Below are 16,590 nucleotides of genomic sequence, written 5' to 3' on the forward strand. Positions count from 1 at the left end.
CTTTAGTTATGGAAAAATTAGATTACAGCGTTTTACTTTATTACTGCTACGCAAAGATCGAGGATCCTGAAGCGTACAGGGAAGAACATCATTTGTTCTGCATTGAGAACAATATCCGAGGGAGGATCATCATTTCCTCTGAAGGGCTGAACGGAACTGTCTCTGGCTTGAAAGAAGACTGTGAGAAGTACATGGAATATGTCAAATCCGATCCGCGATTTGCCAAGACGGACTTTAAGGTGGATGAGTTTGACCGGCATGCATTTGCTAAAATCCATGTAAGGGTGAAACCCGAGATCGTTCATTCCAGTCTCAGCCATATTGATCCTAACAAACGGACAGGCAAGCATTTGGAGCCAAACGAATTCAAAGCCCTTAAAGATGCCGAGGATGTGGTGATCTTGGATGTCAGGTCCAATTATGAGCATGAGTTAGGACATTTTAAGAACGCGCTTAGGCTGGATATTGAAAACTTCAGGGACTTCCCAGAAAAAGTAAAGGAGCTGGAGCATCTGAAGAACAAAAAAGTACTGACCTATTGTACTGGAGGGATCAAATGTGAGAAGGCCTCCGCCTACCTTTTGGAGCAAGGCTTTGAAGACGTTTACCAGCTTCATGGCGGAATTATCAAATATGGCATGGAGGCCGGAGGAGAAGATTTTGAGGGCAAATGTTATGTGTTTGATAATCGCGTGGCCGTTGATGTAAACAAAGTCAATCCAAAGGTGATCTCTGTGTGCCATTGTTGTGGCAAGCATTCGGACAGGATGGTGAACTGTGCCAATCCAGAATGTAATATTCATGTGCCGATATGTGAAGACTGCGGGAGGGAATACGAAGGAGCTTGTTCTGCGGAATGCAAGGAACATCCGGAAAAGCGTCCTTACGATGGAACAGGCTATTATCAAAAAAACACCAACGGTTATAATCCCTACAAAGGTTTTTACAGAAAGCAGGACCATAAAGAAACAAACTCCATTGTTAATGAATAAAACCATACCAGCATCGGAACTTATCATTAACCCTGATGGAAGTATCTATCACTTAAACTTGAAGCCAGAATTTCTGGCTTCAAGTGTTATTACGGTAGGTGATCCAGAAAGGGTGGCCAAAATATCGCGGTACTTTGATGAAATTGAGGTGAAGGTGGCCAAAAGGGAATTTGTTACCCACACGGGGATTTACAGAGGCAAGAGACTATCGGTGATGAGTACCGGGATGGGGACCGACAATATCGAGATTTTTATGACGGAGTTGGATGCATTGGTCAACATCGATCTGAAAACACGTAAGGTCAAAGATAAGTTGACCAGCCTGGATATTGTACGGGTGGGGACTTCAGGAAGTATGCAAGAAGACATTCCTGCTGGAGCCTTGGTCGCTTCTGCTTACGGTGTGGGTTTGGATACGTTGATGCAGTATTACCAGGCAAGCTGTTCCGGTAAGGAGGAGGAAATTGGCAAGGCGGTACAGTTAGCTTTGGGGCTGGGCTTTACACCGTATTGTTTTGAAGGTGACAGGGCACTTTTGGATAAATTATGCCAAGGAGAAATGATCAAAGGGAACACGGTCACCTGCCCCGGATTCTTTGGTCCCCAAGGAAGAGAAGTAAGGCTCAAGCCCAGTATTCCCGATATTATGGAGCGTTTGGCAAAGGTAAATGTAGATGGGTTCAGGCTGACCAATTTTGAAATGGAAACGGCAGGATATTATGCCATGGGAAGAATGCTGGGCCATAGGGTGCTGAGCCTAAACGCGATCGTAGCCAATAGGGTAAGTCAAGAGTTTGTCAAAGATGCTGATGAGGTGGTGGAGCGATTGATCGTGCACACCCTCGAAAATATTTGATTTTGAGTTGGGTTGGTTTTTTTTTGTGTTGGTACACAGGTATTTGTGATGAATGGTGAAACATACCAGTAAAATATTAAGTTAAACTTTTAATAGTGGTTGTTCACGGTGCTCCTCGGGACGTTGGCTTATTCCCTCAGGTGGTATTTTGTAAAGCTTGGTAGTTTCTATCCCCGACAAACCTTTCCTATGAAAAGCCTTTACCGAAGTGCCTTGTTATTAGGAGCTTTTTTTTCTTACTTTTCTTTGTTAGCTCAGACAACTACCCTCAAGGGAAGGGTAGTAGATCAAAGTGATGGTGAATCATTGGAATTTGCCAATGTGGCCCTTTTAAGATCCGCTGATTCAACGGTCGTAACGGGAGGAATGACTGATTTGAAAGGGCAGTTTGAATTTGATGCATCCCAGGGTGATTATCTTTTTCGTGTGGGATTCATTGGTTATACGAGTTACTTCGAGCAGGTTTCCTTAGGCCAGAAAAACACCTATAATTTTGGACTGATCAAACTGGTCTCGGATACGGAGGATTTAGACGAGGTGTTGGTGGAGGGAGTTACTTCCATGTTTGAGTCTGATATCGATAAGCGCCGCTATAATGTGGAGAATAGCATTGTCGCGGAAGGAGCCACCGCCTCCGAACTTTTGGCCACCCTACCATCCATTCAAGTGGATGAAGAAGGGAGCATTACCATGCGTGGAAGCGGAAATGTGCTTATTTATATCAATGGGCGCCCTTCCAACCTTTCGGGAGAAAATACAGAAGCCATCCTTTCGCAATTTCCTGCCAATAGCATCAAGGAAGTGGAGTTGATTACCAATCCCTCTTCCCGTTACGATGCAGCAGGGGTAGGCGGAATCATCAATATCATCTTGAAGAAGAACGAGAGAAGGGGCTTTAACGGGCAGGTGAATGCTTCTATTGGTACAAGGGATAAATATGCTGGGGGGCTGGTATTAAATTATGGAACTGAGAAATTTAATTTTTTCGGTTCCTACAATTATCAGAACAGAAAACGGTTCAGGAAAAGTGAAGGAGAAAGGTTCAGTTTTTTGGACGGTGCCTCTCCGCTGTTGGACCAGGATTCTTATAATGAGGAAGTGGAGGTTTCTCACCTCATCCGTGGAGGACTGGATTATACCCTGTCGGAAGGAAGCGTGCTGGGGTTTTATGTCCAAGGCAACATGAACGAGGAAGTAGAGGAGGAAACGCTTAACCAGCGAAGTATCAATAGTCAGGGAGGTTTGGATAGCTTATATGTCCGAAATGCGGACGAAGATGAAGACGGACATAATTTTGAAACAGGCTTGACTTTTTCCTGGGAGATCGATTCTACCGGACATAAATTGTATAGCAGTTTGTCTTATGCCAATGATGGCCGTACTCAGGTGGATACTTACGAGCAACTGTTTTATGATGAGACCATGCAGGAGGTCCCTGAAAAGAGGCTGGTCCAGCTTAATGATCGACCGAGAAGCAGTGAGCTTTATATTTTTCAGGTAGATTATGAGAAACCTTTTGGGAAAAATTCAAAACTGGAAGCCGGGCTGAAGGGAACCTTCGGGACGTGGGAGAGGAGCCAAGAGTTTTTTAACGGAGATCAGTTATCTGATTTTGAACTGGTGAGAAATGATACCATCAGCGATCAGTTCGATTTTTCTGAGGACGTCTATGCAGCCTATCTGATTTATAGAAACAAGCTGGGGAAACTGGGGTATCAATTGGGCCTGAGGGGGGAGGCTACACGTACGCTCGGCGTTCAGGCAAGGAAAGACCTGGAGGTGGAAAACAACTATTTCAATCTCTTTCCAAGCGTTTATTTCAGCTATACTCTTCAAGAGGAAGAGGAGCTGACCGCTAACTACAGTAAGAGGATTTCCAGACCAGGAATTTGGCATTTGGCACCTTTGTATTATGTGTCTGATCTACTGAATGTGAGAACGGGCAATCCCTATCTTAATCCGGAATTCACAGACAGTTATGAACTTGGGTATATGAAAGGCTGGGAAAAGTGGTTGCTGAATGCGACGGTTTACCACAGGTATTCCACTGATATTATCAGCAGGATTACCAGGATCAACGATGATAATGTGACGGTCCAAACGCGTGAAAATATCAATACCCGGAGCAGTTCTGGTCTGGAGTTAATTAACCAATTTCAGTTTACCGATTGGATGGATGTAACCTTGACGGGGAATTTGTTTTATAGCGTGGTCAAAGGGGATAATCTGCAAGAAGGCTTTGATAATTCCAATCTCAGTTGGACGGTAAGCCTGCTGTCCAATATGGCTGTACCAAGGGTACTTAATGTGCAGGTGCAGGGGAATTACAGAGGGCCGATCGTCTTGCCTCAAGGAGAAATCAAGCCGTTTTGGGGGATAAATGTGGGACTGAGAAAGGATGTTATCAAGAAGAAAGGGACTATAAGTTTAAATCTCAGCGATGTGTTTGATGTTCGTGAATTTATTATCCACACCGAGGATCCGCGTTTTTTACAAGATCGACGGTTTAAATGGGAAACCAGGATCCTAACCTTATCATTGACCTATCGTTTTGGCGGATTCAAGGAAAAGAAAAATGGAAGAGACCGTGGAGCAGGAGGAGGTGATGAAGATGGGGATTTTTAACCGGCTTCTTTGGCCATTGCTTTTGAAACAATGAATTCAGCATCTTTTTGTGCTCCATATATTAAATGAGAACTTCTGGTTCTTTGGTAAGGTATGCCCAGAAAAAATAAGCCCTTTACAGCGGATATTCCCTGCTGGGCACGAAGCTGCTCTTGGTTATTCTCAAAACCGTCAATTTGGATGAAGCCAAAGTCAGGTTGATAGCCAGTGGCAAAGAGTATGAAGTCAAAGCTCATGGTTTTGCCATCATCAAAGGTCACTTGATAGCCGTTGGATGTGGTTACCTGCGGGTGCCTTTTAGCTTTTTTGATTTTGCTTTTAAGGTTGTTATAAAGGTAGATGGGGCTGTTTTTACCGATATCCTTTTTGCTGACCGGTTTGTCCAGTTGGTTGAATTTTTGATTCCACCAAAGAATGTTTTTTCCAAAAAGATTCAAGGATTTATACCTTGGTTTTTGTTCCTGTGACCAATGGACTTCAAAGTAAGTGGTCAGCTCGGCAATAATCTGGGCTGCTGTATTTCCGGTTCCAACCACTAGGACTTTTTTGCCCTTAATGGAAATAGGGTTGCGGTAATGATGGCTGTGGATATGGGGTATGCTGAGAGTTTCGGCCCACGGGGGAATTACAGGGAGCTGACAAAAGCCATTGGCTATAATGATCTTTTGTGCGATTACCTCTTCAAAGGTGGATTTAATACGGAAGCTGTCCCCTTCTTTGATGATTTGGCTAACTTTATTCTTATTGTGGACCGGGAGCTCAAAATGGGTCGCATACCGGGAGAAATAGTCTGCAATCTGGTCTTTTGTAGGCCGGGTTTTTGGCGCCAGAGCTAAAGGAAGGTCCGGTAGACTACAATAGGCGGCAGGAGTGAAAAGCCTCAAGGATTCAAAGTGTCTTCTCCAGCCATCCCCTACCTCTGGGTATTGGTCCAGGATGATAAACTCTTTACCTGCCTTTTGGAGGTGTCTTCCTGCGGACAGTCCGCATTGTCCCGCTCCTATGATTACAAACTCTTTTTCTTTCATATTAGTCCATAATATCGTCGAGTTCACTTAATTCCAGCCATCGGAACTCCAGCTCCTCCAGCTGTTCCGTAATGGTCTGAATTGAAGTAGACCAGTCCAATAAGGTTTCATGGTCTTCAGTGCCCTTGTTGATCTTTTGGACCAGCGCACTTTTTTCTTCCTCCAACTGGTTTATTTGTTCTTGTACCTGTTTGAATTCTTGCTTTTGCTTAAACGAAGCCTTGTTGCTTTTCTTTTTGGGATCGGCGGATTTTGTGGTCTCTACTTCTGCTTTTTTCTCCTGTTTTATGGAAGTAGCCAGGCTTTCCTGCTCCTTTTCCCACTCCCTTAGGTCGGTATAGTTTCCTGGGAAATCTTTGATAGCACCCTCTCCCTGAAAAACGAAAAGATGCTCCACCAAGCGGTCCATGAAGTAACGGTCGTGGGACACAATGATCAGGCAGCCCGGGAAGGAGTCCAGAAATTCTTCCAAGGTATTCAAGGTCATGATGTCAAGGTCATTGGTGGGTTCGTCCAAAATGAGGAAATTTGGATTCTTGATCAGCACCATTAACAGCTGAAGTCTTCTCCGCTCACCTCCGCTAAGTTTTGCGATGGGGGTATGTTGCTGCTTGGGAGGAAAACCGAATTTATTGAGGAATTGGGAAGCGGTGATGGTATTACCTCCTGACAAGGTCACCACCTCGGCTATTTCTTTGACAATATCTATCAGGCGTTTTTCTTCATCAAAAGAACTTTCTTCTTGCCGGTAGTATCCGAATGCGGTGGTCTGTCCGATAGTGACTTCCCCCGAATCAGGCGGCAACATGCCGGTGATCAAGTTCAAAAATGTGGTTTTTCCGGCACCGTTAGGCCCTACAATACCGATTTTGTCGCCCTTTTTGAAAGTGTAGGAGAAGTCCTCCACAATGCGGAGCTCCTCATAGCTTTTGGAAAGCTTATCTATCTCAATGATTTTTCCGCCCAGTCGTTGTGAGGATATTTGCAGGTCGATTTCTCTTTCCTCTTTTTTCTGGAAAGCTTTTTCTTTGGTAGCCTCAAAGGCATCGATGCGGTATTTGGCTTTTGTTCCCCGGGCTTTTGGTTGCCTTCTTATCCAGTCCAGTTCTTTCTTGTAGAGGCTCTTGGCCTTTTCCTGTTCAGTGGCTTCTATTTCCCTTCGTTCTGCTTTTTTGTCCAGGAAGTAGCTGTAGTTTCCCGTGTACCTGAAAATCTTCCCTGCATCCAGCTCAAGGATTTCATTGGTGACTTTTTCGAGGAAATAGCGGTCGTGGGTGACCATAAAAAGCGCTAAGTTGGCTTTGGAAAGGTAGTCTTCCAGCCACTCGATGGTTTTCAGGTCCAAATGGTTGGTGGGCTCATCTAATAGGAGCAGGTCAGGTTTTTCCAAAATGGCTTTTGCCAAGGCTACCCGCTTTCTTTGACCGCCCGAAAGGCTGCCCACGGGCAGCGATGTATCGTGAAGGCCTAATTTTCCAAGTATTTCATTTACTTGGTATTCAAAGTCCCAGGCCTGAAGCGCATCCATTTTCTCCATGAGCTCATTGAGCTGTGCAGCATTTTCTTTTCCCTCTTGGGCATTGACCATGGCCTTTTGATAGGCCTCAATGGTTTGGAGGGTTTCATTGGAGGAGTCAGAAAAGATGGTTTGGTAAATACTTAGATGACCTTCGAAAACCGGGTTTTGGTGGACATAGGCGACTTTTACGTTTTGATTGATCGCTACATTCCCTTCATCAGGGACTTCTATGCCCATAATGATTTTCATCAGAGTGGATTTGCCCGCTCCGTTGATTCCTACCAAGGCTACTTTTTGCCCTTGGTCTATTCCGAATGATATGTTATTGAAAAGCGGCTTTTCTCCAAAAGCCTTGGAAAGGTTTTCTACTGAAAGGTAATTCATGCTCAAAATTACATAAAAAATATGCTTGTGACATTTCCTTGCTCTTTAAAAAGAGGGAGGAGTTGTGCCTTTTTTTTCAAAGCCTAAGAACGGCGGTTTAGTGGAAGAGGGTCCTGACGGCTTCGGTAAGTTCTTTAAGCCCCGCTTTGAAATGTTCTTTGGATTTTTCCAGCATGGGACTGATGGTTTCTTTTCTGGATTGGTATTTTTCTTCAAAATCCTTTCGGCGCTTGGAAAATTCCTTTTCCAAAGTAACCTTGTCCTTTTTTAGTTCCTCTACTTTTTTCTCCACCTCTACTTTTGCCTCTCCACCTAGTTCTGCTCCTTTTGTGATCAGCTCCTCGATTTTGTGACCGATTTCCTGAAGAAGATGCTCGACCTCTTCAAATGATGATTTCTGTTTTGTGGTCATGGTCAGGATGTTTTGATGAATGAATAGATAACATCAATATACAAAGCAGACCTGACTTTTTTGCTTGGGAGAATAAATATTTAGGGCGAAAATCCGGTTTATTGAAAATTAAGGTAAACGGTGATCGATTTTCTTCGAAGATCTTCAATGGCACCTGCAAATGCAGGATCGGAAGTGGTTTCTTCGTAAAGATTACTAAGTCCGTGTGAAAATCGGATTTCTGGGGAGAATTTGAAGAATTTAAAATAAAAGTCGAAGCCCATGCCCATTTCCAGGGCCACGTCCTGTCCTTTTATCACCAAAGGATCCGCATCGGCCTCGTCTTGGGATTTTGTTCGGAACATCGGGTTGGCTCCGGCTATGAAAAACATCCGGGTGTTGTTGAACCGTAAGGATTTATACTTGAAGATCAGTGGAAGCTCTATCATGGTGGCTTCTGTGGTCACGGTCTCCGTGGTGACGCTTGCTTCTGAATCAGGGCCGTCATTGGTGTTGAAATAATTGATATCTGTTTGGTACTCGTAAAAGCCAACTTTTGGGGTGGCCAAAAAATTAAACTGGTCATGCAGCCTTAAGGTCAGCAAAAAGCCCAAGGCAAAGCCAGGGGAATATACCGGGGTGATGCTTTGGATTTGACGAAGCTGGGTCTGGGACGGGTCCATGAAAGCATCACTGTACTTCATTCGGAGTGTGGATGTGTGGCCTGCCAGAAAAAAGCCGTAGCTCATGAACCTATTGTCCTGTCCTGAGAGGTTGATGGGCTTATTTTGACTTTGCGGTAAAGCCTTAAAAGACAATGACAGAAGAAAAAATAAAGCAAGGCTTATTTTTCTCCAATGTAAATTGAGCTTATTCCGAATGTCAGCGATTTGCATTTTGTATTCGTAAAACCAACTTTTTTTAATACTTCCAAGAAGTCTTTTCCATCAGGAAAAGCCTGGACCGATTCAGGTAAATAGGTGTAAGCTGATTGATCTTTCGATATCAATTTCCCTATCTGAGGTAAAATATACTTGAAATAGAAATTGTATCCTTGCTTTAATGGAAACTTTTTAGGTTTTGAAAATTCAAGAATGACGGTTTTTCCCCCTGGTTTGAGGACTCTGTGCATGTCCGCCAATCCTTTTTCCAGGTTTTCGAAGTTCCTTACCCCAAAAGAAACGATGACAGCATCGAATTTATTTTCTGGAAAAAGCAACTTTTCAGAATCACCCATCTGCAATTCTATCAGGTGATCGAGTTTTTTGTTTTTGATTTTCTTTTTTCCCTCAGACAGCATCCCTTCAGAAATGTCCACGCCGATGACTTTTTCGGGATTGAGGACCAGCGCTTCGATAGCGAAATCTCCGGTGCCGGTGGCGATGTCCAGGATGAGTTTAGGTTGGTCTTTTTGCAGCAGTTTGATGGCTTTTTTACGCCAGATGATGTCAATGCCCAAACTCAGCATGTGATTCAGCAAATCGTATCGCTTGCTGATGTTGTTAAACATTTTGGCAACTTGAGTTTTTTTGCCTTCTTGCTGGTCTTTGTAAGGTACTACTGACATTCGTTTCACTGTTTGGATGCGCAATATTACTAAGTAAACCCGAGCAATGGAAAAATGTTAAAGATTAATTGGTGTCAGGGTTTTACTGGGAAAGGCTTACCTTTGTAAAAAAGAGAGGAAAATGATAAAGAAGGCCACATTTTTGACCAGTAATTCTGATTTTAGAAAATGCCCATCAGCACACAAGCCGGAGTTTGCCTTTATCGGGCGGTCCAATGTGGGTAAAAGCTCCCTGATCAATATGCTGACCAACAATAAAAGCCTGGCCAAAATATCTGGTAAACCAGGGAAGACACAGCTGATCAATCATTTTGAAATCGATGAAAAGTGGTATATCGTGGATTTGCCAGGGTATGGTTTTGCACAGGTGAGTAAGATGATGAAAGCTGATTGGGAGAAGATGATCAAGGGCTATCTGACCCACCGTGAAAATCTGGAGGCCACCTTTGTATTGATTGACAGCCGGTTGGAGCCTCAGAAAAAAGACCTGGAATTTCTGCTTTGGTGCGGTCAGAATGCCGTTCCCATTGTATTGGTGTTTACCAAGGCGGATAAATTGTCCGTGAGTAAGGTGAAAGGGAATGTTCAGAAATTCCTAAAAGCCTCCAAAGGGATTTTTGAGGAAGCACCGCTGTATTTTGTGACTTCGTCCAATACAGCTGTAGGTCGAGAAGAACTGATCGGATTTATGGAAGAGCTGTCAGAAGAATTTTATGCTCAGCAATGATTTGTCTTGAGCTTTTATACTGAAACCCTATATTTGCAACCTGATCTAAAAGAAGTGATATGGAATTCAATGAAATTGCTACAGTAGCCGGCAAACCCGGATTATATAAAGTGCTCAAGCCAAGTAGAAGTGGTGTGATTTTGGAATCTATGGATGCCAAAAAAGGTAAATTGGTCGTTGGTGCCAACCACCGTGTGTCAATACTTAGCGAGATATCAATCTACACAATGACCGAGGAAGGCGCTACCCCTCTTCAGGAAGTGATGATCACTGTGGAGAAAGAATTTGAAGGCGATACCGGGCTGGCCAAAGGTGCGGACAACGATGAGTACATGGCTTTTATGAAGCACGTGCTTCCTGATTTTGATGAGAGCAGAGTTTATCCTTCGGATGTGAAAAAAATGATTTCTTGGTACAAGATCATTCGAGAGCATGCTCCGGAAGTTCTTCAGGAAAGTGCTGTGCAAGACAGTGAGGAGAGCAAAGACGAATAAGTGTAATATTAGTAGATATTCAAATTAAAAATAACGGCTACTTTTTGGAAGAAAATTTTGATCCAAAAAGTAGCCTTTTTTGTGATGAAATCAGATAGTATCTCCGAAAGTGCCCGGTTACTTCAAAAGGACTTTGAACTGTCAATTCCTGGTGAATTGAACAGCAAAGAGGAACTGATCAAACTTCTTGAGCCCATAATAAAACAGCTTCTCGATAGGGATCTGGAGAAGCTGCTTCATGTGTGTTACAGGATAGACCTCGGAGAGCATAAACTGAAAAATATTCTTCATACTTCCGCTCCTGAGCGAATGGCGTATGATCTCAGCGCGGCCTTAGTGGATCGTCAGATTCAGAAAATCGAAATCAGAAGAAAGTACCAATGATCCCAGTCCGGTGATGGGCTGCTAATGAACGGATGGGATGGTGGATCGAACGCCTTGAATAATTTTTAAGTTCAGCACTTCTCTTACCATGGGCATGGCCTAGTAAAAGGGGAATGAAGAACACCCAAGGCAAATGGTAAACCCTCGTTTTATCCGCCAAGGTACATAAACCCAATAACTTAGTAACTCAATAACCTAATAGACCATTAACCAATTCACAAATTACCTTAGAGGCAATTGCCATTCATTAAGCGTCCTCATTTGTGGACGATCGGACTTTCTTCTTCCTTTAGAAATTCTTCAGCCTCTGCAACCATCATTTTGGAACCTATGTAAAGAGGAGTTCTCTGGTGCAGGGCAGTTGGCTCGATGTCCAATATTCTCTCCTTACCGTTGGAAGCAGCGGCTCCGGCTTGCTCGGCTATAAATGCCAGGGAATTGGCCTCATAAAGTAGGCGCAGTTTTCCTTCAGGGGCCTTGGTAGTGCTGGGGTAGATGTAAAGCCCGCCTTTTAGCAGGTTGCGGTGAAAGTCAGCCACCAAGCTTCCGATGTATCGGGCACTGAAATTCCTGGATTTGCAGGATTCAATATAGTTTTTTACCCCATCGCTGACTTGGGAGTTGAGGCCTTCATTGATGCTGAAGATTTTTCCGTTCTCCGGGGCTTTCATGTTGGGGTGCGAAAGGAAAAATTCCCCTAGTGATTGTTCGTAGGTAAAGCCGTTGACCCCTTTTCCAGTAGTGTACACCAGCATGGTGGAGGAGCCGTAAAGAACATAGCCTGCAGCTACCTGCTTGTTGCCCGGCTGCATGATGTCCTCAGGCTGAATTGGGCTGCCTATGGGGGTAACCCTTCTGTAGATGGAAAAAATGGTGCCAATGGAAATGTTGACATCGATATTGGAAGAGCCGTCCAGCGGGTCCATGGCCACGACGTATTTACCGCTGCTGTTTTGAAGGTCGATTACTTCGTCATCTTCTTCGGAAACTACCGCGCATACTTCCCCGCCCTTGGTCAATGCCCTGGTAAATCGGATGTTGGCGATGACATCGAGTTTTTGTTGTTCCTCACCTTGGACATTGGTATTACCAAAGGCACCGCCTATATTTGATAATCCAGCTCGGTTGATCTCACGGTTCACGATCTTGGAGGCCAATGCAATATCCCTGAGGATCTGGGAAAGTTCCCCGGAGGCAAAAGGGAAGTCATCTTGTTTCATTTTGATAAAACGATCCAATGTGACGCCTACTGAATAGCCCAATGCCGAGTGATCAGGCTGGTATGGTTTTGTTTTCATATCTTTGAAAAGTACAATTGTAAATATAACCCACTGAAAAATACGATTAATATTTTTATGACAAAAGCAATTGTTTACAAATTTGGCGGGGCATCGGTGAAAGATGCCTTTGCAGTCAAAAACCTTCATACGATTCTTTTAAATCGATTGCATAACCCGATGGTCATAGTTGTGTCGGCAATGGGTAAAACGACCAATGCGCTGGAGGAAATTTTGAGGTTAAAAATTGAAAAGGAGCCGTATGATTCGAATTGTACTATTTTAAGAAAAAACCATTTAGCAATCTGCAATGAGCTTTTTTCCGAAGGAGATCTTGTTTTTTCAGCTGTTGAAAACCTTTTTCTGCAGCTGAAGAGGGATTTGTCACATCCATTGGGCAAAGAAAATTATGATCAGTATTATGACAAGATTGTCGGTTATGGGGAGTTGATCTCCAGTAAAATTATCCATGCCTATTTATGCAGCCAGAACATGTTCTGTCTCTGGCAGGATGCCAGAGAAATCATCGTAACAGATGAGAGTTTCCGGCAAGCCAAGGTGGATTGGGGGATGACCGAACGGATGTGCCAACGGCACCTGTTGACCAAAATGAAAAAGTTTCCGGTAATTACTCAAGGCTTTATAGGGAGCTCTTCCCAAGGAAAACCGACCACCTTGGGAAGAGAAGGTTCTGATTTTTCAGCAGCAATCATCGCGAAAAGTACCAAGGCAAAATCAGTGACTATATGGAAAGATGTTCCAGGGGTATTGAATGCCGATCCGAAGCGGTTTGGGGATACGGTGAAGTTTGACCGGATTGATTATCGGGAAGCCGCTGAAATGACCTATTATGGGGCTTCAGTTATCCACCCCAAGACCATTAGGCCGTTGGCCAATGCCGGTATTCCCCTTCATGTAAAGTCCTTTTTGCAGCCGGATGAAGTCGGTACCGTTATTAGTGATTTTCCTGATGAGAGGCCGGATGTGCCCAGTATTGTGGTAAAGGATCATCAGGTGTTGGTGACATTTGAAGTGACGGATTTTACTTTTATCAATGAGTCCCACATGCACCGGGTCTATGCTGAACTGGAGCGGCTAAAGCTTAGGGTAAATTTGCTTCAAACTTCTGCCATCACCATTTCCATCTGCATGGACAGGGAGCTGTTTAAGTTGGAGCAGCTGCTCGAAGAAATGAAGTCAATGTTTAAGGTTCGTTATAATGAAGGGCTGCAGCTGGTCACGGTGAAAAATTACAATGAAAGCATCAAAAGGGATTTTTTTGAGGCAGGTTTGATTTTGGTCGAACAGACTACAAGAAGCACTTTTCAGATAGTATGTAAAGGCAGCATCAAGTTAGCTAAAGAAGGAGGGAGTGATTAGAAAGGTGGCTCAGATAAATTTTTTGATGACCTTTTTGATGCCGGGAAGATAGCTTTGGCCAAATAGGTTTAAGTGGACCAATAATGGGTAGAGGTTGTGGATGTCTGCTCGGACTTCAAAGTCCGGCTCCAAGGGGAAAATGTCGTTATAGGCCTCATAAAACCTGCCCTGAAATCCGCCAAAAAGCTTTGAAAAAGCAAGGTCCATTTCACGGTGGCCATAATAAACCGCAGGGTCTATGAGGCAAGGCTCTCCTTTTTTGTTTACAATTACATTGCCGGACCAGAGATCTCCATGGAGCAATGCCGGTTTCTCATTGGGGAGCAGATCCTCCAGTTTAGCATAGATACGTTGGAATTTCTTGTAAAAATCTTTTTGGATCAAGCCGTCATAATAAGCTTTTCCCAGTAATGGCTCAAGCCGTTGCTCGGCATAGAAAGTAGCCCAATTTGCATGAAAAGTGTTTTTTTGAGGGAGGATAGCGATATAGTTATCGTCGGCTAATCCGAATTGGGGAGAGGTGGCCATGTGGAGCTCGGCAAGTCCATGCCCCAGGTTTTCCCAATAAGAAGGGGTAGGATAGCCCCCGTGAATCCATTCGATCAGTAGGTAGTTTTGATCTTTGATTCTTCCTGACCCGATGGTCTTGGGGATTTGTACGGGGGAGTGTTTGTGAAGTAAGGTCAGGCCTTTTATTTCCTGATGAAAAATGTCTGGTGAGGGGAAATGGTTCGATTTAAGGAACAGCGCGCCCTTATCGGTTTCTAAGAGCACGCTTTGGTTCATTGTTCCCGCAGAAATAAGGCGGACAGATTTGATGATAGTGGGTTCATGTAGGGCATCGTATAAGGCTTCTTCATAAAATGAATGGGACCTATGCATACACTTCATGTTTTTTTTGGAGTGTTGTTATCAATCCTTGAATGGATTCATTCAGGATTTGGTATACTTTTTCAAAACCTTCTTCTCCACCATAATAGGGATCAGGCACCTCTTCTGCATCAGGATTGTTTTGGAAGTCCCTCATCAGGTGGATCTGCTCATGCTGCTGATTATAAGCTTCCATCAGTTTGTGGATATTGGTCCGGTTGGATTTGTCCATGGCGATGATGAAGTCAAAATCGCGGATATCTGTGTGGCATAATTGTCGCCCCCGGTGTGAAATATGGACACCGTGTTGCTCTGCGCATTTGATACTGCGCTCGTCTGGTAGTTCTCCGATATGGTAGTCTGATGTTCCACAGCTGTCACTCTGGAATTTGTTTTCAAGGCCCAGTTCTTTGATTTGATGATTGAAAATGGCCTCCGCTAAAGGAGAACGGCAAATATTGCCTAAGCAAACGAATAAAACTTTGATCATGTTTATCTAATTGAAACTCCTAGTCCAACATTGATGGTGTTGAATTCCTGGAAAGTGTAATCCCCGTTGAGGAAGATAGGTCCGAATTTAAAGCGCGTCCCTAGGGTCGCCATGGCTCCTTCTGCCATATAGTTGAGCTTCACCGGATCCGTCACGCTTTCTGAAGTGCCCTCTACTTGATAGGTGCCCAACATATTGTAAGAGGATTTTCCGGAATTATAGCCTGCAGCTCCGTAAAACGTGACAACGGATATTTTTTTGCTGACAATACCTTGAAAAGTCCATGCCTCCATGTCCATTTCGCCATATTGAGCCAAGTCTTTTTCTATGAAATATTTTGCGTTGAGGGAGTTGTATGCCGCCAATACCGAGAAGTCAAAAGGAAGGAGCTTTACTCCTGGAATATATTGCTTGATATCATGCTTGATGCCAAGTCCCCATTGGGAAACCTCTGCGTCCTCCACGGTGATTTTAGGAATCACTCTTCCTACAATCTCAAAACCGGCAGGAAGCCCTATGGCCGCTTGAACGGTAGGAGCGGGGACATACTTGAGGTTTTCAGGGATGTCAAGACCTGGGGGGATGTCTACTTCGGCTAGTTTTGTGTTGTTTTCATAAATTCCGAGTGTACCGACCGCGTCGGGATCGCCGTATAAGGTAGGGAGTTGGGAAGGGGTCCCGTTGCTTCCTTCTACCCTTAGTTTTTCGTATTCGTTAGGGTTAAATGTAAAGCTCTCGTAGCTGCTTGGAACAGCAGCGGCGCTCACCGAAAACTTGAGGTCAAAGCCCAAGGTGCTATGAGGTTTGGCTGTATGTGCCCATCCTGCACCAGAACTATACATAAAGCCTTTTGCAGCAGGTTCTACATAATGTCCCATATAGGTGTTCAGGTCATTCACGCCGGCCTGAAGGATTTTTTCAACATCAAAATCGCCCTGGCCAAAGACCTTAGTTCCGCTGAAAATCAGGGAGGCTAAACAAAAATATAATACTTTCTTCATAGGTTCGGTTGGTTTTGGAAAATAAAGGTAGTGAAATTTGGACTAAACTCTTGAACGGATCAGGGGGTGAAAAATATTTTTTTGAAAAATTCCCAATCTTTTATAGTTTTGCGGAACTATTACTAGATAAGAATCATTCTTAACACTGAATGAATATTGAAGCGATAAAAAATAAGATTTCGGGTGGCGGGTTAAAGTTTACCCACCAGCGTATGGTGATTTATGAAGCGGTGTCGCGGACCCATAATCACCCTACTGCTGAATGGGTATATGATCAAATCAAGGAGAATAACCCTTCCATTTCGCTCGGCACGGTTTACAAGACGCTGGATACTTTTGTGAATGCTCAAATCATCCAGAAGTTTGTAGACAACAACGGCGTGATGCGTTTTGATGCCATCTTGGAAGCTCACAGTCACCTTTACGATAAGAGCACCAACGAAATCAGGGATTATCGCAGCGAAAAATTAGAAGCCTTGATCAAGGAATTCTTTGAGAAAAATAAAATAGAGGATTTTGAGGTAGAAGATATCTCAGTGGTCATCAAAGGCCACAACAAGTAAGTAACAACAATAATTTATTCACATAATTAATCAATTTAAACG

17 protein-coding genes are annotated in these 16,590 nt (G+C 43.8%); 8 read left to right on the top strand and 9 right to left on the bottom strand.

The window, feature by feature from the left end:
- Positions 1-8: 8 nt before the first annotated feature.
- The 3 genes from trhO (at position 9) to ACYVAA_RS05855 (ending at position 4,473) form a co-directional block, all read left to right on the top strand.
- Positions 9-992, top strand: a complete 984-nt coding sequence (gene trhO, locus ACYVAA_RS05845) for a rhodanese-related sulfurtransferase (RefSeq protein WP_460539444.1) — start codon at positions 9-11, stop codon at positions 990-992.
- Entirely contained in the window at positions 985-1,848 is an 864-nt protein-coding gene (locus tag ACYVAA_RS05850; protein ID WP_460539446.1) for a nucleoside phosphorylase, read from the top strand. The genes trhO and ACYVAA_RS05850 overlap by 8 nt, the downstream gene beginning before the upstream one ends.
- Before the next feature lie 189 nt (positions 1,849-2,037).
- Positions 2,038-4,473, top strand: coding sequence for a TonB-dependent receptor (locus tag ACYVAA_RS05855; protein ID WP_460539448.1), 2,436 nt, complete (start codon positions 2,038-2,040; stop codon positions 4,471-4,473).
- On the opposite strand, the gene ACYVAA_RS05860 is transcribed toward ACYVAA_RS05855, so the two are convergent.
- The 5 genes from ACYVAA_RS05860 to ubiE form a co-directional block, all read right to left on the bottom strand.
- Positions 4,470-5,501 (bottom strand): flavin-containing monooxygenase, encoded by a 1,032-nt coding sequence (locus ACYVAA_RS05860; RefSeq protein WP_460539450.1) that lies wholly within the window; start codon positions 5,499-5,501, stop codon positions 4,470-4,472. The genes ACYVAA_RS05855 and ACYVAA_RS05860 overlap by 4 nt on opposite strands.
- A gap of 1 nt (position 5,502) precedes the next feature.
- Positions 5,503-7,404 carry an ABC-F family ATP-binding cassette domain-containing protein gene (locus ACYVAA_RS05865; protein WP_460539452.1) on the bottom strand — a complete coding sequence of 634 codons (1,902 nt, stop codon included), beginning with the start codon at positions 7,402-7,404 and terminating at the stop codon, positions 5,503-5,505.
- A 97-nt stretch (positions 7,405-7,501) separates the two neighbouring features.
- Entirely contained in the window at positions 7,502-7,816 is a 315-nt protein-coding gene (locus ACYVAA_RS05870) for a hypothetical protein (protein ID WP_460539454.1), read from the bottom strand.
- 98 nt (positions 7,817-7,914) lie between these two features.
- Positions 7,915-8,691 carry a type IX secretion/gliding motility protein PorT/SprT gene (gene porT, locus ACYVAA_RS05875; RefSeq protein WP_460539456.1) on the bottom strand — a complete coding sequence of 259 codons (777 nt, stop codon included), beginning with the start codon at positions 8,689-8,691 and terminating at the stop codon, positions 7,915-7,917.
- A complete protein-coding gene (ubiE, locus tag ACYVAA_RS05880; RefSeq protein ID WP_460539458.1) occupies positions 8,640-9,362 on the bottom strand; it encodes a class I SAM-dependent methyltransferase in 723 nt (240 codons plus the stop codon). The genes porT and ubiE overlap by 52 nt, the downstream gene beginning before the upstream one ends.
- A 121-nt stretch (positions 9,363-9,483) precedes the next feature.
- On the opposite strand from ubiE, the gene yihA reads away from it, so the two are divergent.
- The 3 genes from yihA to ACYVAA_RS05895 all read left to right on the top strand — a co-directional run bounded on the left by yihA (position 9,484) and on the right by ACYVAA_RS05895 (position 10,967).
- Complete coding sequence (yihA, locus tag ACYVAA_RS05885) at positions 9,484-10,089, top strand: GTP-binding protein (protein ID WP_460539460.1); 606 nt, start codon at positions 9,484-9,486, stop codon at positions 10,087-10,089.
- A gap of 59 nt (positions 10,090-10,148) precedes the next feature.
- Positions 10,149-10,583, top strand: coding sequence for a DUF5606 family protein (locus tag ACYVAA_RS05890; protein WP_460539462.1), 435 nt, complete (start codon positions 10,149-10,151; stop codon positions 10,581-10,583).
- 84 nt (positions 10,584-10,667) lie between these two features.
- Positions 10,668-10,967 (top strand): hypothetical protein, encoded by a 300-nt coding sequence (locus ACYVAA_RS05895; protein ID WP_460539464.1) that lies wholly within the window; start codon positions 10,668-10,670, stop codon positions 10,965-10,967.
- 257 nt (positions 10,968-11,224) lie between these two features.
- Here the strand turns inward: ACYVAA_RS05895 and fbp are convergent, their stop codons facing one another.
- Positions 11,225-12,265 carry a class 1 fructose-bisphosphatase gene (fbp, locus tag ACYVAA_RS05900; protein ID WP_460539466.1) on the bottom strand — a complete coding sequence of 347 codons (1,041 nt, stop codon included), beginning with the start codon at positions 12,263-12,265 and terminating at the stop codon, positions 11,225-11,227.
- A gap of 57 nt (positions 12,266-12,322) precedes the next feature.
- On the opposite strand from fbp, the gene ACYVAA_RS05905 reads away from it, so the two are divergent.
- The gene (locus ACYVAA_RS05905; protein WP_460539468.1) at positions 12,323-13,624 is read left to right on the top strand and encodes an amino acid kinase family protein; all 1,302 of its coding nucleotides are present in this window, start codon (positions 12,323-12,325) and stop codon (positions 13,622-13,624) included.
- Positions 13,625-13,633: 9 nt separating this feature from the next.
- Here the strand turns inward: ACYVAA_RS05905 and ACYVAA_RS05910 are convergent, their stop codons facing one another.
- The 3 genes from ACYVAA_RS05910 to ACYVAA_RS05920 are packed head-to-tail and all read right to left on the bottom strand — an operon-like array spanning position 13,634 to position 15,985.
- Positions 13,634-14,506 carry a fructosamine kinase family protein gene (locus ACYVAA_RS05910; RefSeq protein WP_460539470.1) on the bottom strand — a complete coding sequence of 291 codons (873 nt, stop codon included), beginning with the start codon at positions 14,504-14,506 and terminating at the stop codon, positions 13,634-13,636.
- Positions 14,499-14,984: a low molecular weight protein-tyrosine-phosphatase gene (locus tag ACYVAA_RS05915; protein WP_460539472.1), complete on the bottom strand. Its 486-nt coding sequence runs from the start codon at positions 14,982-14,984 to the stop codon at positions 14,499-14,501. Before ACYVAA_RS05915 ends, ACYVAA_RS05910 begins: the two co-directional genes overlap by 8 nt.
- A 2-nt stretch (positions 14,985-14,986) precedes the next feature.
- Positions 14,987-15,985, bottom strand: a complete 999-nt coding sequence (locus ACYVAA_RS05920) for a DUF6588 family protein (protein ID WP_460539474.1) — start codon at positions 15,983-15,985, stop codon at positions 14,987-14,989.
- 149 nt (positions 15,986-16,134) lie between these two features.
- Here ACYVAA_RS05920 and ACYVAA_RS05925 point away from each other — a divergent pair, with 149 nt between their 5' ends.
- Positions 16,135-16,548, top strand: a complete 414-nt coding sequence (locus ACYVAA_RS05925) for a Fur family transcriptional regulator (protein ID WP_460539476.1) — start codon at positions 16,135-16,137, stop codon at positions 16,546-16,548.
- The last annotated feature ends 42 nt before the right edge of the window (positions 16,549-16,590 follow it).

This window comes from Echinicola sediminis (assembly GCF_054777495.1).

Bases quoted from the DNA above. Each gene is read 5' to 3' on its own strand.
- trhO (WP_460539444.1), top strand. From the start codon at position 9: ATGGAAAAATTAGATTACAGCGTTTTACTTTATTACTGCTACGCAAAG.
- ACYVAA_RS05850 (WP_460539446.1), top strand. From the start codon at position 985: ATGAATAAAACCATACCAGCATCGGAACTTATCATTAACCCTGATGGA.
- ACYVAA_RS05855 (WP_460539448.1), top strand. From the start codon at position 2,038: ATGAAAAGCCTTTACCGAAGTGCCTTGTTATTAGGAGCTTTTTTTTCT.
- ACYVAA_RS05860 (WP_460539450.1), bottom strand. From the start codon at position 5,501: ATGAAAGAAAAAGAGTTTGTAATCATAGGAGCGGGACAATGCGGACTG.
- ACYVAA_RS05865 (WP_460539452.1), bottom strand. From the start codon at position 7,404: ATGAATTACCTTTCAGTAGAAAACCTTTCCAAGGCTTTTGGAGAAAAG.
- ACYVAA_RS05870 (WP_460539454.1), bottom strand. From the start codon at position 7,816: ATGACCACAAAACAGAAATCATCATTTGAAGAGGTCGAGCATCTTCTT.
- porT (WP_460539456.1), bottom strand. From the start codon at position 8,691: ATGCAAATCGCTGACATTCGGAATAAGCTCAATTTACATTGGAGAAAA.
- ubiE (WP_460539458.1), bottom strand. From the start codon at position 9,362: ATGTCAGTAGTACCTTACAAAGACCAGCAAGAAGGCAAAAAAACTCAA.
- yihA (WP_460539460.1), top strand. From the start codon at position 9,484: ATGATAAAGAAGGCCACATTTTTGACCAGTAATTCTGATTTTAGAAAA.
- ACYVAA_RS05890 (WP_460539462.1), top strand. From the start codon at position 10,149: ATGGAATTCAATGAAATTGCTACAGTAGCCGGCAAACCCGGATTATAT.
- ACYVAA_RS05895 (WP_460539464.1), top strand. From the start codon at position 10,668: ATGAAATCAGATAGTATCTCCGAAAGTGCCCGGTTACTTCAAAAGGAC.
- fbp (WP_460539466.1), bottom strand. From the start codon at position 12,265: ATGAAAACAAAACCATACCAGCCTGATCACTCGGCATTGGGCTATTCA.
- ACYVAA_RS05905 (WP_460539468.1), top strand. From the start codon at position 12,323: ATGACAAAAGCAATTGTTTACAAATTTGGCGGGGCATCGGTGAAAGAT.
- ACYVAA_RS05910 (WP_460539470.1), bottom strand. From the start codon at position 14,506: ATGCATAGGTCCCATTCATTTTATGAAGAAGCCTTATACGATGCCCTA.
- ACYVAA_RS05915 (WP_460539472.1), bottom strand. From the start codon at position 14,984: ATGATCAAAGTTTTATTCGTTTGCTTAGGCAATATTTGCCGTTCTCCT.
- ACYVAA_RS05920 (WP_460539474.1), bottom strand. From the start codon at position 15,985: ATGAAGAAAGTATTATATTTTTGTTTAGCCTCCCTGATTTTCAGCGGA.
- ACYVAA_RS05925 (WP_460539476.1), top strand. From the start codon at position 16,135: ATGAATATTGAAGCGATAAAAAATAAGATTTCGGGTGGCGGGTTAAAG.